This window comes from Streptomyces sp. RGM 3693 (assembly GCF_050471125.1).
GTDB lineage: Bacteria > Actinomycetota > Actinomycetes > Streptomycetales > Streptomycetaceae > Streptomyces.
Genome location: NZ_JBMPPQ010000001.1, coordinates 3,762,995 through 3,778,014, shown reverse-complemented (window position 1 = coordinate 3,778,014; position 15,020 = coordinate 3,762,995). Strand labels below are relative to the sequence as shown.

At 70.8% G+C, this 15,020-nt stretch carries 12 protein-coding genes; 2 read left to right on the top strand and 10 right to left on the bottom strand.

Annotated features, from left to right (window positions below; genetic code table 11):
- Window positions 1-189: 189 nt before the first annotated feature.
- Together ACO0M4_RS16710 and ACO0M4_RS16705 are read right to left on the bottom strand one after the other, a co-directional pair.
- Complete coding sequence (locus ACO0M4_RS16710; protein ID WP_430371415.1) at window positions 190-1,473, bottom strand: IS701 family transposase; 1,284 nt, start codon at window positions 1,471-1,473, stop codon at window positions 190-192.
- A 144-nt stretch (window positions 1,474-1,617) separates the two neighbouring features.
- Window positions 1,618-1,923, bottom strand: coding sequence for a DUF1330 domain-containing protein (locus ACO0M4_RS16705; RefSeq protein ID WP_430371043.1), 306 nt, complete (start codon window positions 1,921-1,923; stop codon window positions 1,618-1,620).
- 881 nt (window positions 1,924-2,804) lie between these two features.
- Here ACO0M4_RS16705 and ACO0M4_RS16700 point away from each other — a divergent pair.
- Window positions 2,805-2,969, top strand: a complete 165-nt coding sequence (locus tag ACO0M4_RS16700; RefSeq protein WP_430371042.1) for a hypothetical protein — start codon at window positions 2,805-2,807, stop codon at window positions 2,967-2,969.
- 118 nt (window positions 2,970-3,087) lie between these two features.
- On the opposite strand, the gene ACO0M4_RS16695 is transcribed toward ACO0M4_RS16700, so the two are convergent.
- Window positions 3,088-3,303, bottom strand: a complete 216-nt coding sequence (locus tag ACO0M4_RS16695) for a VOC family protein (protein ID WP_430371040.1) — start codon at window positions 3,301-3,303, stop codon at window positions 3,088-3,090.
- Window positions 3,304-3,485: 182 nt separating this feature from the next.
- Here ACO0M4_RS16695 and ACO0M4_RS16690 point away from each other — a divergent pair, with 182 nt between their 5' ends.
- Window positions 3,486-5,513 (top strand): S8 family serine peptidase, encoded by a 2,028-nt coding sequence (locus tag ACO0M4_RS16690; protein ID WP_430371038.1) that lies wholly within the window; start codon window positions 3,486-3,488, stop codon window positions 5,511-5,513.
- Between the two features lie 264 nt (window positions 5,514-5,777).
- Here ACO0M4_RS16690 and ACO0M4_RS16685 read toward each other — a convergent pair whose 3' ends face one another.
- The 7 genes from ACO0M4_RS16685 to ACO0M4_RS16655 all read right to left on the bottom strand — a co-directional run bounded on the left by ACO0M4_RS16685 (window position 5,778) and on the right by ACO0M4_RS16655 (window position 15,017).
- Window positions 5,778-7,646, bottom strand: coding sequence for a protein kinase domain-containing protein (locus ACO0M4_RS16685; protein ID WP_430371037.1), 1,869 nt, complete (start codon window positions 7,644-7,646; stop codon window positions 5,778-5,780).
- A 649-nt stretch (window positions 7,647-8,295) separates the two neighbouring features.
- Window positions 8,296-8,736 (bottom strand): hypothetical protein, encoded by a 441-nt coding sequence (locus ACO0M4_RS16680; protein WP_430371036.1) that lies wholly within the window; start codon window positions 8,734-8,736, stop codon window positions 8,296-8,298.
- A 190-nt stretch (window positions 8,737-8,926) separates the two neighbouring features.
- Entirely contained in the window at window positions 8,927-9,889 is a 963-nt protein-coding gene (locus ACO0M4_RS16675) for an N-acetyltransferase family protein (RefSeq protein ID WP_430371034.1), read from the bottom strand.
- A gap of 112 nt (window positions 9,890-10,001) precedes the next feature.
- Window positions 10,002-10,328 carry a hypothetical protein gene (locus ACO0M4_RS16670; protein ID WP_430371032.1) on the bottom strand — a complete coding sequence of 109 codons (327 nt, stop codon included), beginning with the start codon at window positions 10,326-10,328 and terminating at the stop codon, window positions 10,002-10,004.
- A complete protein-coding gene (locus tag ACO0M4_RS16665; RefSeq protein ID WP_430371031.1) occupies window positions 10,325-13,435 on the bottom strand; it encodes an amino acid adenylation domain-containing protein in 3,111 nt (1,036 codons plus the stop codon). Before ACO0M4_RS16665 ends, ACO0M4_RS16670 begins: the two co-directional genes overlap by 4 nt.
- Window positions 13,432-14,766, bottom strand: coding sequence for an MFS transporter (locus ACO0M4_RS16660; protein WP_430371029.1), 1,335 nt, complete (start codon window positions 14,764-14,766; stop codon window positions 13,432-13,434). Before ACO0M4_RS16660 ends, ACO0M4_RS16665 begins: the two co-directional genes overlap by 4 nt.
- Window positions 14,763-15,017: an acyl carrier protein gene (locus tag ACO0M4_RS16655; protein WP_430371028.1), complete on the bottom strand. Its 255-nt coding sequence runs from the start codon at window positions 15,015-15,017 to the stop codon at window positions 14,763-14,765. Before ACO0M4_RS16655 ends, ACO0M4_RS16660 begins: the two co-directional genes overlap by 4 nt.
- Between the last annotated feature and the right edge of the window lie 3 nt (window positions 15,018-15,020).

Below are 15,020 nucleotides of genomic sequence, written 5' to 3'. Positions count from 1 at the left end.
CCCTAAGTCAAGCGCGGGGCGTGGTTTCCCCCGGCCATCACAGACGCGATCGTGCCACAACCAAGACGGTACGTAAATAGACACTCACAGTGTGTAGCAGAGTGCAGGTCCTGTTCAGCGACAGGAACAGCAACAATCCCGCCTGGCCCAAGAGTCGTGCCCCTTAGTACTCCAGTGCGGTTTCGTGATCTATCCCGTGGGTGCGCTGGTGATCCGTCGTCGGTAGTGGCTGCGTCTGGCTGTTGCCTGGTGGCGTCTGCGCCAGTTGGACCAGTGCAGCAGCCTGGTCGCAGTCACGGCCGGTGGGTGGAAGACGGCGGTGAGTAGGTGGCGGATTTCTGGGACGGTCAGCGTGATCGAATCACTGCTGCGGACAGGCGGGTGCGTGTCGGCGGGCCGTTCGGGGGCCGCATCGGCGGCGAGGGCAGTCAGGAAGGCCAGGGCGAGCATGGCGAGCGTGATGTGCCGGTGCCATGAGGTCCAGTGCCGGACCTGGTAGTGGTCGAGGCCGACCTGGCCTTTGGCGGCCTGGAAGCACTCTTCGATGCTCCAGCGGACACCGGCGACGCGGACCAGTTCGGACAGGGGCACTTCCGTGGGTGACCAGCATATGTAGAAGGCGAGTTCGCCGGTGGACCGGTTGCGTCGGATGAGCAGGTGCCGGTGGCTGCCGGTCCCGGTGTAGATCCACGCCCAGTCGTAGTATCGCGGGCCTTTTGCGCCGTTTCCGGCGCTGTACCGCTGCCAGGCTGTGGCGGGCAGCCGGTCGGCGACGGTGTCCGCGCGGACAAGGGTGCGGCCGTGGTTGATTCTCACCCGCGTCGAGCAGGCGACGGCCATCACGTAGCCGATACCGCGTGCTTCGAGTGCGGCGCGGAGCTGGGGGTCTTGTCCGTAGGCTTCGTCGCCGGTCACCCAGGGGGCGGTGATCCCGCTGTCCAGCGCGGCCTCGATCATCTCCTGGGCCAGACGGGGCTTGGTGGCGAAGTGCACGGTCTCGGGTATCCCGGCTGCAGTGCGGCGATCGCAATCATTGGACCAGGAGTGTTTCGGGAGGTAGAGCCGCCGGTCGATCAGGGCCCGTCCCCGGCTGGTGGCCAGGGCGAGGAACACGCCGACCTGGGCGTTTTCGATGCGTCCTGCGGTGCCGGTGTACTGCCTTTGCACGCCGGCCGAGGACCGGCCCTTCTTCAGGAAGCCGGTTTCGTCGACAACGAGAACGCCGCCATCTGTGCCGAGGTGTTCGGCGGCGTAAGCACGTAGGTCGTCGCGGACCGTATCGGCGTCCCAACGGGCGTAGCGCAACAGGCGCTGCATCGGCCCGGGCCGCGGAAGGCCCGCCTGCTCGGCCAGCTGCCAGCAGTTCTTCCGTTCGACGCTTGACAACAGCCCGAGCAGGTAAGAGCGAGCCGCGGCCCGGGGCTCAACTCGGCTGAATCTGCCCGCGATCCGAGCCATGGCCTGGTCGAACATCGCCCGCCAGCGGGCAGGGTCTACGCTATGGCCTGCGGCCACCGCACGATCTTCAGGAGTCCACACAACCCCCGATGATCACGCGGTGGCCGCTCCCACTGTCGGCCAGGGGCACCCCAAGAGGGCGACGTCAGACTGGAACGGCTACTCCGGCAGGCCCTCGGCGAATAGAAGTCGCCGGTCAAGTGCGACCTGACGCATTTTCAGTGCCTCTGCGTACTCGGGCGAGTCATACCACGTCTTGGCTCGATCCATGTCGGGGAACTCGACAATCACGAGACGTCGTTCGGGAGGCCAGGCGCCTTCAACAGGGTCTGGTTGCGCACCGCGGACAACGTAGCGGCCTCCGTAACGATGGATCGAAGCCTCAGCCAACCTTCTGTACTCGTCCGCAAGCGCCTGGTTCAAAATCTCCACCTCGGAGATCACATAAGCAGCCATGCGGGTCATGCTTCCACGCTCCAGGAGCGCGTGCCCTTGTATACCCCTACGACCGCCGCTGAGGCACGGTCAAATCACGCAGATCACAAAGTCGCGCTGGAGTATTAGCAGGGTGAGGTTCCTGGTTCGAGTCCGGGGGCGGGCACACAACGACGACCACCACCAGGGGGACGAAGCTGCGCGGTATCGAACTTGCCGCATTGCCCCGAGAGGTGATCCACCCAATACCGCGTAAGCCCCGCCCTCCGTGCTCCGTCACCGGGTGTCCCGAGCCGACCCGAGCCGGCGGACGCTGTAGAGCGTGGATCACGCGCGGCCCCTCGCGTTGAGAGGGACCGACACGGACGGGAATGTTCAGGTCTTGTGCCAAGGGTGCCCTCGGCTGAAGACACGTATGGAGTTTGGGGTACTGGATGCTGAGGACGGCAAGCGGTTCGCCTCGGTGGCGTGGCAGAGCCCCCAGACAGGTTGTCCAGGGGCTCATGAAGCCGCTCGCTATCAGCTGCAAGAGCCGCCGCACTGACAGGGGCCGCCACTCTGGCAGCCGCAGCTACAGCCGGGGCCGCACTGGCAGCCGCTGGCAACAGTGCCTTCGTTCGTCGTCATGACGCCTCGCTTTCACGTGTCCTGGGGTCAGTGGACGGTGCACTGTGGCATGGAAGCGTGCGGCGCCTCCATACCTCTTGATGCGTTTCAGACAGTCTGGCCGAGGGCGGCTGGTCACAGGCCGAAGCTGCCTTGCGCGGCTCGCCGTAGTCCTATAGGCCCTGGACCACGCGCGGCCCGTCGCGTTGGGAGGGACCGACACGGACGGGAATGTTCAGGTGTTGCGCCGGGGGTGTTACGCGTACGAGATAGACCCGGGTCTGGTGGCCAAGGAGAGTCCAGCCGTGGACCGTGCCCGGTACGTGTGCTCGGACATCAAGGGTGAGAAGGACTCGGCGACGGTCCAGCGGCACGCCGCAGCGCGGTTCGAAGGCGGCACGGTGCCGAGCCTCACGGACGACCAGGCCGCGAACATCGTGACCGCTGTCAAGTCGTCGTTCTGCCACTGACCAGACAGTAAGACGGACGCCCGTTCGGTCAAGTGCCGGGCGGGGCTCAGTGGTTGGCGCTGACGTGGACGTACGCTCGGAACCGGTAGGCAGGAGTGTTGGGGTCGGCCAGGGGCACCTAGCCGGTTCCGTCGGGGCTGCGGTGACCACCAACCACCGTGGCGCCCAAGGCGAGAACGCGTTCCACCTCCTCGTCCCGCGACCGGTCCTGGGGTTGCGGATCCACATGCACCCCATCGCCGGCCAGCGAGCCGTCAAGGACCGCGGCCCAGAACTGTGCAAGGCGGTAGGCGTCGGAGCAGTCGAAGGTGAGGCGCCGCACGAGAGAAGACATGCGGCGCACTGTCTGGCAGTCGCGGGTGGCCGTCCAGTGGATTCGCCCGTGGAGCGATTCCGGCCAAGAACTTGAAAGCGACAGCGAACTCATAGCGGGTGCAATCGCCCCGCGCCAGTCGCCCATTTGGCCTATATAGTGAGAAAAGTAGCCACCGTACATCCACAACCCGGGAGCTAGGCGTGGCTCGCATCACCATCAACGGCGTGACTGTCGACCCGTTGGCCCAGTCCGCAGAGCTGGCCAGTGAATCGCTGGTCTTCGAGGATGCTTCGGCATCAAACTATCTGCTTGTGCAGACCACGCATGTGCCCACCGCGGCGGAGAAGGAACAACTGTCGGCGCTGGGTGTGGTCATCCACGAGTACGTACCGGACAGTACCTACCTGTGCGGATACCGACCGTCCGACCTGGAGGCCGTCCGGGCCCTGCCGTTCGTGGCCTGGGCGGACGTCTATCTAGAAGGATTCAAGCTCGCCCCGTCGCTGCGCTCGGGCCGGTTGCGGCCGGGCATTGCCGTTCTCGCCGAACCGTTGGAAGCGGCGAAGCCGCGTACGCACACCGTTGACGTCGTCCTGCACCAGGACGTCGATCCGAGCGGGGCCGAGGTGCGGGAGCGGATCGCCGCAGCCGGTGGCGTGGGGGTCGGCGACGTCCGATCCGGCCGGCAGAAGGTGCGCATGACGGTGTCGGAGGAAAACCTGACCGCGCTGACCTCCCTGGACGAGATACGGCACGTCGAGGAAGTCCCCGACATGGTGCTGTACAACTCCGTTGCAGGGCAGCTCCTGCACGCGCGGGTCTCCCACAACGGCACGGAGTTCCGGGGCGCGGAGCAGGTGGTGGCCATCGCCGACACCGGTCTCGACAAGGGATCCACCCAAGACGTGCACCCGGCGTTCCAAGGCCGGGTCAAGCGCTTGATCGCGCTGGGCCGGACCGGACCAGACCAGACCAATGACCCCGACGGCCACGGCACCCACGTAGCCGGCTCGGTCCTCGGCAACGGCACGTCCGCGTCGATGGGCGGCGCCATCGCCGGCACCGCTCCCGAGGCGACCCTGGTCCTGCAGTCGCTGCTCGACGACAACGGTGCGTTGAGCGGCATCCCGACCGATCTGCAAGACCTGTTCGAGCCGCCCTACACCGAGGACAAGGCACGGGTCCACACCAACTCTTGGGGCCCGATCCGGCCGAGCCTGCCCTACAACGAGCAGTCGACCGAGATCGACCAGATGGTGTGGAACAACAAGAACCTCGTCATCTGTTTCGCCGCGGGCAACGCCGGCCGTGATCTGGGCGGCATCGGCCGGATCAGCCCGGCCTCCGTCAGCGGTCCGGCCGCGGCCAAGAATTGCCTCACGGTCGGCGCCAGTGAGAGCGAACGCCCCGATATCCCGCTCACCTACGGCCAGTTGAGTTCGTCGTCGTTCCCGGTCAATCCGATCCACGACGACCGGCAGGCGGACAACTCCGCCGGGATGGCGGCGTTCAGCAGCCGGGGCCCCACGCAGGAAGGCCGCATCGCGCCGGACGTCGTCGCCCCGGGCACGTCGATCCTGTCGACCCACTCGCGTGCGGCGAAGTTCAGCAATGTCTTCGGGAACTCCGATGACCCGGACTTCTTCTTCGACAGCGGCACGAGCATGGCCACGCCGCTGGTCGCCGGCTGTGCGGCGGTGCTGCGCGAATCCCTCGTGAAGAACGGCACCCCCGATCCGAGCGCCGCACTGGTCAAGGCGATGCTGATCAACGGCGCGGACGACCTCCCCGGCCAGTACAACCCGACCGAGGCCGGCCCCTCCCCCAACAACAATTCCGGCTTCGGCCTGGTCAACCTCGAACAGGCCATCGTGCTGCCGGATGCCGGCAACCAGGCGGGCTTCGCCGACGAGGACGCGTTGGACCAGGACCAGGAGCGTCCGTTGACCCTCACGGTCCCGCAAGGCGGCAGTCACCAGCTGAAGATCACGCTGGTCTGGACGGATCCGCCCGGTCCTGCCCTGCAGAACGACCTCGACCTGATCGTGCGGGCCGGCGGGCAGGAACGCCACGGGAACATGGGCACGGACCCCGGCTTCGACCGCGTCAACAACGTCGAGCAGGTGCGCTGGGCCGACATTCCGAGCGGGGACGCCCAGATCGTCGTCCGCGCGCATCGGATCACGCAGTTCGCCCAGCCGTACGCCGTGGCCTGGCGCCTGTCCTGACGGTCCGGCTCCCCCACCGGCCCAACCAGCGCCACATGACGCCACATGACGCCACACGGTGTCATGTGGCGTGCTGCGTCAGGGCGCCGGCCGTCGCCAGGAGTTCGGGGAGCGTCCCGGCGAAGGTCGGCACCAGGGCTCGTTGTCGAACTCGTCGTCACACCGGTCACCGGGCTGGTGGTCGGCATACTGCCGCGCCGCCGTGAGGGCGATCCAGGGCGGTACCAGGCCCTCGCTGCGGAGCCGTTGCAGTCGGTCCCGGGTCTACGACGCGGTCCAACGCTGCGACGTCTTCCCGGGCTCGCAGGCCGCCGTCGCCACCCCACCGCCGTAGGCGATGTCCAGGCACTGGCCGTTGTACACGCTGTGGAGCGTCCCGCCGGTGCCCGCGCGCCATGACTGACCGGTTCCCCCGCAGCCGACCGCCAAGGCGTTGTTGCCGGGCATCCCCGCCGTCAGACAGTCGCCGGTGCGCTGGTTGACCACGGTGAACGTGCCGTCCGATGCCTGGTGGTACGTCCACGCCCCGGAGGGGTCACCCGTGCAGTCGCCGAAGGCGGGGGCGTTGCCGTAGACCGTCTCGATCAGGCACTGGGCGTTGCCGGCGTTCTTGATCCGGTGGTACCCGCCCGGCGTGGGGCTCTCCGGCGGCTTCTTGGTCGCCGTGCCACCCGAACCGCCGGAGCCGTTGGCTCCCGAACCGCCGGAACCCCCCGCTCCGTCACCCCCGCCTGTCTCCTTCCGGGAGCCCGACGACGTGCCCTTGTCGTCCCCCGTGCCGGAGCCCCCGGTCGCGTCGCCCGACGAGGCGGGCTGTGGCTGCTGCCCCGGTGTCGCCCGGCCCGACGGCGCACCCGAGTGACCGGCTCCGGAGGAGGGCGCTGTCGGGTGGAGCTGCGTGGAGACCGATGCGGAGGGTGCGGCCCGTCCGTTGTCGTGCAGGGGCGACGTGTACGGAAGCAGTTGCAGTGCGAGGGTGGTCCCGCCGCCTACGACCAGGACCGGAAGGATGGCCAGCAGGAGGCGTTTGCGTCGGCGCTCGCGGGTGGGCCGGGGTTCGGTGGAGACGACCGGCGTGGCGTCCGCGCTCTCCCCCACCGGTTCCGGCGGTGCCGCGGGAAGTGTCCGTGCGGGCCTGTCGGGGGCCGCGAGATCGGTGGTCCGGACGTCCTCCGCCTGAGCTTCGTCGTCCTCGATCCGGGGCACCGTGGTGGCGAAGGCGGCACGTTCGGACAGCCGTTCCGCGACGGCCGACGGCCAGGCACCGGCCACGGACGCTCCCCGCCCGACGGCGAGTTCGTGGAGTTCGGCCGACGTGGGGCGGCCCTCGGGGTCCTTGTCCAGGCAGGACGCGACGATACGGGCGAGTTCCGGGTCCAGGTCCCGCACCGGCTGGAGATCCGGCTCGTCGTGCACGATGCGGTACAGCGTGCCCAGTCCGGCGCCGTCCCCGAAGGGCGGGTTGCCGCTCGCCGCGAACGCGATCAGCGACCCGAGCGCGAACACGTCCGTCGCACCGCTCAACTGCCGCTTGCCCGAGGCTTGTTCGGGCGACATGTAGGCAGGCGTGCCCACGATCATGCCGGTTTGCGTCAACCGGCTCTGGTCAACGGCCCGTGCGACCCCGAAGTCGATCAGGGTGAGGCCGTCGACGGTCACCATGACGTTCGAGGGCTTGAGGTCCCGGTGCACCATGTCCTGTGCGTGGACGGTCTTCAGGCCGGCGGCCGCCTCCCGCAGCAACAGCCACAAGGCGTCGGCGGGCAATCGGCCGCCGTGTAGATCGACCGCCTCGCTCAGGGTGAGGCCCGGGATGTACGCGGTGGCGAACCACGGCGGCCGAGCGGAGCGGTCGCTCGCGAGCAGCGGCGCCGTCGCCTCCGCCGGCAGTCGCGCGAGGTTGTCCAACTCGTGCCCGAAGTGCCGTAAGAATCCCTCGTCTTCGGCGAGGAGCGGCAACACCTGTTTGACGGCGGCATAGCGGCCGGACGCGACCCCCAGGTACACCCGCCCCATGCCACCGGCGCCGAGCTTGCCGACCAGCCGGATTGAACCGATCCGCTGCGGGTCCTCCTCCCCCAACGGCACAGCTCCGCTGCCGTCGAGGTCGGACCCCTCCCCCTTGAAGGTCATGTTGGAGAGGCTATCGAACGCCGGAGCGGCCGGCAGTCGGGGCTGCCCCGTCACCTACCGACAAGAGCGGACGAGCGCGGCGGCTCGGTGGCCGGAACGCCGGACACCCGCCCCGCCGCGCCGTCCTCACCCGGCAACCTTCCCACCGGCGTGGTCGGCAGACGGGTCCGTCAGGACTCGGGCGCCGGGCTGCGTTCGGCGGTGCCACGGCGGCGTCGGCGAACGAGCGAAGCGACGAGGGCCAACAGCTTGCGCAGCGGCCCGGAGCGCGGGCGCCCACCGGCGGGAGAAGAGGACGTGAGGGGAGGGGAGGTGAGGGAAGCGGGCTCGGGTGAAGGGGACGAGGGAGGAGGGGGCGAGGTGGTTGCGGGTTCGTTGTGTGGTCTGGCCGGTGGGGTGGGGTGCTGCGCCGGAACGGGGGCCGCCGGGCCCTGCGGCTCAGGCGGATCAGCCGGTGCGGGCGGGGTCGGCGGACGGGGTGCGTTGCGGCGGGCCTCGGCGCGTACGAGCGCACCGAGGGCGGCGAAGATGTCGGCGGGCATGCCGGAACTCCTGCGGGGCGAAGGCGTGGACGTTGCTGCGGCAGGCCGCGACCGTCCCATCGGCCCAGGTGCGGGGAGGGCGGGGCGTGGTGCGCGACCGGGCCCGCTCAGCAGCGCAGAACGGTCACCCGCGCAGGCAGGCCGGTGGCGGCAGCCGGGCGGACGGCCCCTGGGGCGGCGTGCCCCGGCGCGTCCGGGGACTCCCGCACGGGGGATTCCCGCAGGGCCTTGCCGTTCGGTCCGGTCGGGACGTGATGGCGCAGATGGCAGGCCGTGGCATGGCACAACCGCCGGAAGCCGTTGCCCGGATGCTGGTGTGCGTCGCTCGACGGTGCCAGTACGTGCCCCGTGGTGTCGCAGGTTCGTTCCGTGGCACCGCTGAGGGCAGGGGCGGCGGCGCGGGTGGGGCACTTGCCGACGCCGGACGATGCGGCGTCGGCGTAGCCGGCGGTCAGTGCTGTGACCAGCAAGGCCAGCAGCGCCAGGAGGAACAGCATGCGGCAGCCGCCGGTCGCCGCGGAGCGGCCGGTGCTGGCGGTGTCACACATGCGGATCTCCCAACGCTCTTCCGGGGAGGGAATCCCCTGGGAGAGATCGGGACATTCGGGAGAGAGCGGAAAGTGTCGGTTATTCCACTCGTTCCGGCTATGGGTCGTATGTGTGACCCCACTTCCGCTGGAGGGCGAGCGGCGGGGGATCTGTCGTGTGGCTGCGGCTCGGTGTGCCTGGGGCGGTTCTTCAGAGGGGTCGGGTGAAGGTGACCCGGTCCAGCGACGGGCCGTCGTAGTCGGCGATCGGGGCGGAGTTGGTGAAGCCCATGGCGTTGTGGAAGGCGATGGAGCGGCTGTTCTGGGGGGAGGTGATCGCCTTGACCAGGATGCGGCCGTCGGCGCGCGCCAGCTCGAAGAAGCGCTCGTAGAGGAAGCGGGCGAGGCCGGAGCGGCGCCAGGCGGGGGCGACGCCGGTGAAGTGGATGTACGCCTCCTCGGGCTGGGACGGTGAGAGGAAGCCGATGACGAAACCGGCCAGTTCGCCGTCGCGCTCGGCGATCAGGCTGGTCGCGAAGAAGTGGCTGACGAAGACCCGGGTCAGGTCGCGGGAGGCGGGGCGGCCCCACCAGTCGTCGATCACCCCGACGACGGTGTCGAAGTCCTCCGGCTTCGCCGGGCGCGTCGTGAAGGGCTCCAGTGTGCCCGGGCCCGGTGCGCCGAGCTTCCTGCGGAAGACCGCCCGATGCTGCGCGGGGCCGTCGTAGTCGCTGTGTACGGGCAGGCCGCGGGCCTCGTGGTCACCGGGGACCAGCTCGAAACCCATGGCGCTGTGGAAGGCGAGGGAACCGGTGTTGTGCGGTGAGGTGATGGCACACACCTCGGTGCGGCCGGCCGCGGCGGCGCGCTCGAAGAAGAGGGTGTAGAGCCGGCGGGCGATGCCCTGCTGGCGCAACTGCGGGTCCACGCCGACGAAGTGGATGTATGCCTGGTGCGCGTTGTCGGCGGAGTGGAAACCGACCAGGAACGCCCGGATACCGGTCGTGTCCTCCAGGACCAGGCTGGTACCGGCGAAGTGCTGGAGGAACAGCCGGGGCAGCAGCAGTGACAGCTCCCGCGCCTGTTCGGGCGTGCGGGAATCGCCCCACCGCTTCTGGACGCACTCCACGAGCGCGGGGTGGTCGGCCGTGCGGGCCCGGCGTACGTGGTGCATGCCTTGCCTTTCCGTCGGTTCGGTTGCCGTGGTTCTTTCGTCTGCATCGGGAGGGTCGTCGTCGACCCTACTTTTGCGGGGTGGGTCGCTGACGTGGGGCGGGCCGCCGGCTTCACGGTGATCGGTCCGGTGACGGCCGTTCCTCCCGACCGTCGGGGGCCTGGTCCGCGTGGCGGGTCATACCGATCAGGAGCAGGGCCAGTTGGGCGCCGGCCGGTCCCAGGGCTTCCCGGTAGCCGCGCAGTACGGCGTTCTCCCGCGCCAGGTCGGTACGCGCGAAGCCGGCCGCGCGGCGTGCGCCCTGCAGCAGCCGGTCCTCCCGAACACGCAGTTGGATCAGCCGGATGAGGTCGCCGTCCAGCTCGCGGAGGCGCTCGCGATGCTGTTCCACGTCCTCGCCGGCGGCTTCCCGCCGCGCAGCAGCGGGGCGCTCGCTCATGTGCGGTCCGCCCCGGCGGCCAGTTCCTGGAGCAACCGGCGGTAGGCCGCCGCCACCTCCGCCACGAAGGAGGGGGAGGTGGTCTCCGGCCGGTGCCCGAGAACCACTTCCGCGCCACCGTCGTGCTCCGGCCACACCTCCACTTCCAGTTCGTGCAGGGCGCACCCGGCCCGGGGTCGTACGAAGACGGTCTCGCAGCCGTCGAGCGCGAGGCGTTGGGGCGGGAGGCTCTGCAAGGCGAACAGCGTCTGGAACAACGGGTGGCGGGAGCGGTCGCGGGCGGGGTCGGCGGCCAGCCGTACGACCTCCTCGAACGGCACGTCCTGGGCGGCCAGTGCCGCGTGCACGCCGTCCAGGAGCGCGGGCAGGCGGTTCGCCGTACCGTCGCCGGCCGGGCGCAGGCGGAAGCAGATGACGTCGATGAGACAGCCGATGGCATCGGCGGTGTGCGGGTGGTAGCGCTTGGCGATCGGTGCGCCGATCGCCAGGTCCCGGTCGCCGGAGACCGCGGCGAGCGCTTCGGCGTAGGCCGCCAGCGCCACCGCGAAGCGGGTGCTGCCCCAGCCGTGGGCGCGCACGTCAAGCGCGGCCCAGTCGGCGGCCGGTATCCGGAAGGTGGGCCCGGGTGACGTGCCGTTCCCGTCCGGGCCCGGCACGGTGAGCGGCGGTACGCCGGTCAGCTCCTCGCTCCAGAACGTGCGCTGCTCCGCCAGCCCGGCCTCGTTCACCTGGGCCCTGGCGCCGGCGAGGACGGCCGCCAGTGGAGGAGGGGGCTCGGTGTCCGGTGCCCGGTGCCGCAGGCGGGCGGCGTAGGCCGTCGAGAGGTCGTCGGCCAGCGGTCGGGTCGAGCTGCCGTCGAAGGCGATGTGGTGGACGACGATGCCCAGCACCCACGCACGGCCTGACGCCACGGGTGCCATGACACACCGCCAGTTCTCGCCTGCCCCGATGTCCAAGGGCGCTCCGAGCGCGCGGCGGACCGCCGCCAGGCCCGCGTCCCGGTCCGCGGCCGGGGCCAGCTCCGTCGTCTCCGCCGGTGTGATCTGCCCGTCGAGCAGCGCGACGGGGCGCCGGTCGAAGACGTACCGGGCGTGCAGCGACTGGTGTCGCCGGTGCACATCGGCCACCGCGGCCCGGAACGCCTCCGGGGCGAAGTCTCCGGTCGCCTGCCAGATCAGCTCGCAGTGGGCCGAGGTATCGGCGGGGTCGAGTTGCTGTTCGTACAGGAACCCGCTCTGCGTGGGCAGCAGCGGCAGTGGTTCCCCGGGCGCCGGCGGGTCCTCGGGGGCGGGCGTTTCCGCCGCGACCGCCCGGGCCTCGATCCAGTGCGCCAGCTCCCGTACGGTCGGGCCCGCGATGAGCACCGAGGCCGGAACGGGGACGCCGGTGCGCGCCCCGATCCGCACGCACAGGCGGGCGCCGTCCAGCGAGTCGCCGCCCAGTGCGAAGAAGGAGGTGTCGTGCGGAACGGCGCCGTCGGTACGCAGGGTCTCGGCGAAGGCGTGCGCCACCTGGCCGGTGACCGAACCGTCGTCGGGGCGGTGGCGGGGGCCGGCTCCGTTCCGGGGGCTCGCGCGCCGTGTCACCAGGTCCAGCAGCGCGCCGGTGTCCAACTTGCCGTTGCCGGTCAGGGGGAACGTGTCCACGGCGGCGAGCGCCCGGGGCATCAGGTACTCCGGCAGTTGTGCGGCCAGTGCGCCACGGACGGTGTCCTCGGTCACCGCCGCCCCGTCCGCGCGGGTGTACGCGGCGGCCAGCCCCACGCAGGCGCCCTCCTCCATGAGGGGGATGACGACGCACCGGCGGACTCCGGGGAGTTGGGCCACCCGGGCCTCCACCTCGCCCGGCTCGATGCGGTGCCCGCGCACCTTGACCTGGCGGTCGGCGCGGCCCGCGTAATGCAGCACCCCGTCGGCCGAGAGGTGGCCGAGGTCCCCGGTGCGGTAGATCCGGCGCGGGCCCCCGGGACCGAGTTCGCGTTCGGTGAAGCTGTTCGCGGTCTGCTCGGGGTCGGCGAGGTAGCCGTTCGCCAGGCCGGCGCCCGCCACGCAGATCTCGCCGGTGATGCCCGGCGGGCACGGCCGCGACCGCTCGTCGAGGACGAACACCTCGGTACGGGCCACCGGGCGGCCCACCGGGATGTCCGCGCCCTCGGCGCAGTCGGCGGGCGTGATCCGGTGCGTCGTCGTGAAGACCGTGGACTCGGCCGGCCCGTACCCGTTCACCAGGGCGGTGTCGGGGTGCGCCGCGACGAACCGGCGGACGTGTGCGGGGGAGAGCCGTTCGCCCCCGACCAACAGCTGCCGTATCCCGTCGAAACAGTCGAGGTCCTCCTCGACGAGCATGTGGAAGACCGAGGCGGTGAGCCAGAGGGTGTTCAGACCGGCGCCGCGGACGAGGGTGCGCAGGGCGTCCGCGGTCAGGTAGGGCTCGTCGATCAGCACGCTGGTGCCGCCGCCCAGCAGCATCGACCACAGTTCCAGCGAGGCGGCGTCCCAGGGCAGCGGGGCGGCCTGCGGCATGACCGTGCCGGGGCCGACGGTCATGAAGCGGGCCGGGTCGAAGAGCCGTACCGTGCCGGCGTGCGGGGACAGCACCCCCTTGGGGCGGCCGGTGCTGCCCGAGGTGAAGAAGACGCACGCGGTGTCCGTCTCCCGGACCGGCGGGGTGTCCGGGCGTACGGCGGGTCCGGCGGCCACCTGCGCGAGGTCCGCCTCGGGGACCCACACCGGGCAGGACCAGCCCTCCGCATGGGGCGGGGCCGCGGCGATCAACGGGGCGGCGGTCTGCTCCACCAACTGCGCCACCCGGGAACGCGGCCAGCGCGGGTCCATCGCCGCGTAGGCGGCACCTCGTTTGAGCACCGCGAGCACGGTCGCCACGAACCGCGGTGACCTCGGCATCAGCACCGGCACCACGTCGCCGGCGCCCACCCCGGCACGGGCCAGTTCCACCGCGAAGGCGTCCGAGGCCCGCTCCAGCGTCCGGTAACTCACGGCGGTGTCCCGGTGGACCAGGGCGAGGGCGTCCGGGCGCTCCGCGGCCCGTCGCCGGAAAAGCCCGTGCATCGTGGCCCGGTCATCGCCGGGGCCGTATCCGTCCGTCATCGCACCTCTCCACCCTCCAACTGCTCCAGCCGGTCGGGTACCTCGGGCGTCCCGCCGTCGTACGTGTCCCGTGCCGACCGCGCCACCACCCGGGCTTCGGGCACCTGGCGGCCCAGCAACAACGCACCACCGGCACACCCCACACACCCCAGGCCCAGGACGACCGGCAGCAGCCAGGCGTGTGCGCCGCCGAGGAGTTGTCCGCCCAGCAGCGGACCGATCACCAGGCCCGTGGACATCGCCGCGGAGTAGGCCCCGTTGTACCGGCCGCGAACCGCGTCGGGGGCCAGGCCGTTGACCAGCGTGGGCAGCGCGACGGCGAGCAGCGCCTCGCCGACCGCGAAGACCGCCAACGCGCCGACGATCAGGGCCGCTTCGAGGGCCGTTCGCTCGCTCGTCGTCGCCAGGAGCAGCAGCAGCCAGCACCCCGCCCAGCTGGCGGCGGTGGCGGCGAGCAGCACGGCGGGCCCGGTCCGGGAGATCCGCGTGACGGCCGCGGCCTGGATCAGCACGATGCAGCAGGTGTTGGCCACGAACGCCCACGCCATGATGCGGGCGTCCATGTCCTGCACCGCGACCAGCCCCGGGATGCTGGACTCCAGCTGCCCGTATCCGACCACCGTGAGCGCGACGGTCAGTACCAGGACCTTGAGCAACCGGCGGTCGCGCAGGACCACGCCGTAGCCGCGGTCGCCGGTGGTGGGCTCGGGGCCGGTGTGCGGGTCGGACGGCACCGGCGCCCGTTGCCCGCCGATCGCGAGGACCAGCAACGTCCCGGCCACCAGGAACGAGAGGCCGTCGCACAGGTACAGCAACTGGAACCGGCCGGGATCCGCGGTCGAGGCGAAGACCCCGCCCAGCACACCGCCGAGCCCGACGCCGGCGTTGAGCGCGACGAACTGGAGCCCGAAGGCAGCGGAGCGGCCCTCGCCCTCCGTGCTGCGCGCGATGACGACGTTCCACACGGAGAGCATCGCGCCATGGGCCAGACCGTAGGTCAGCCCGGCGAGCACGGCGCCCCACACCGTCGTGACCAGCGCGAATCCGGCCGTGCCCACGGCGGCGGTGGCCATGGCCACGGCCGCCGTGCGCCGTACCCCGAAGCCGTCGGCGAGCCGCCCCGCCACCGGACCGCCGACCAGGGACGCCACCGCGATCACCGAAATGAGGGCGGTGGCGGTGCCCACGGACAGCCCGCGTACGCGGGTCAGGTACAGGACGAGAAAGGGCTGCACGAGGCCGGTGCCCACCGAGCTGACCAGGTTGGCGCCCATCACCACCCGTGTGCGGGGCGGCAGTTTGCCCAGGGCGGCGACGGACTCGAACCTCATGACCGGGCGACTCCCCCGGCGGTCGTGACCGCGGCGCCGAGCCCGCCCAGCGTGGCGTCCTCCACCACCACGCTCAATCCCACCGGGACCCCGAACTCCTCGCGCAGCCGCTGTACCAGGGCCATCGCCTGCATGGACGTGCCGCCCAGGGCGAAGAAGTCGTCCTCGACGCCGATGGCGGCACCGGGCGCCAGGTCCGGTCCCAGAATCTCCCGCCAGATCGCGGCGATCCTCTCCTCGACAGGTGACATGCT

Excerpts from the sequence above, each read along its gene's own strand:
- ACO0M4_RS16710 (WP_430371415.1), bottom strand. The coding sequence starts at position 1,473 with ATGTTCGACCAGGCCATGGCTCGGATCGCGGGCAGATTCAGCCGAGTT.
- ACO0M4_RS16675 (WP_430371034.1), bottom strand. The coding sequence starts at position 9,889 with ATGCACCACGTACGCCGGGCCCGCACGGCCGACCACCCCGCGCTCGTG.
- ACO0M4_RS16705 (WP_430371043.1), bottom strand. The coding sequence starts at position 1,923 with ATGACCCGCATGGCTGCTTATGTGATCTCCGAGGTGGAGATTTTGAAC.
- ACO0M4_RS16680 (WP_430371036.1), bottom strand. The coding sequence starts at position 8,736 with ATGTGTGACACCGCCAGCACCGGCCGCTCCGCGGCGACCGGCGGCTGC.
- ACO0M4_RS16665 (WP_430371031.1), bottom strand. The coding sequence starts at position 13,435 with ATGACGGACGGATACGGCCCCGGCGATGACCGGGCCACGATGCACGGG.
- ACO0M4_RS16685 (WP_430371037.1), bottom strand. The coding sequence starts at position 7,646 with ATGACCTTCAAGGGGGAGGGGTCCGACCTCGACGGCAGCGGAGCTGTG.
- ACO0M4_RS16660 (WP_430371029.1), bottom strand. The coding sequence starts at position 14,766 with ATGAGGTTCGAGTCCGTCGCCGCCCTGGGCAAACTGCCGCCCCGCACA.
- ACO0M4_RS16655 (WP_430371028.1), bottom strand. The coding sequence starts at position 15,017 with ATGTCACCTGTCGAGGAGAGGATCGCCGCGATCTGGCGGGAGATTCTG.
- ACO0M4_RS16695 (WP_430371040.1), bottom strand. The coding sequence starts at position 3,303 with ATGTCTTCTCTCGTGCGGCGCCTCACCTTCGACTGCTCCGACGCCTAC.
- ACO0M4_RS16670 (WP_430371032.1), bottom strand. The coding sequence starts at position 10,328 with ATGAGCGAGCGCCCCGCTGCTGCGCGGCGGGAAGCCGCCGGCGAGGAC.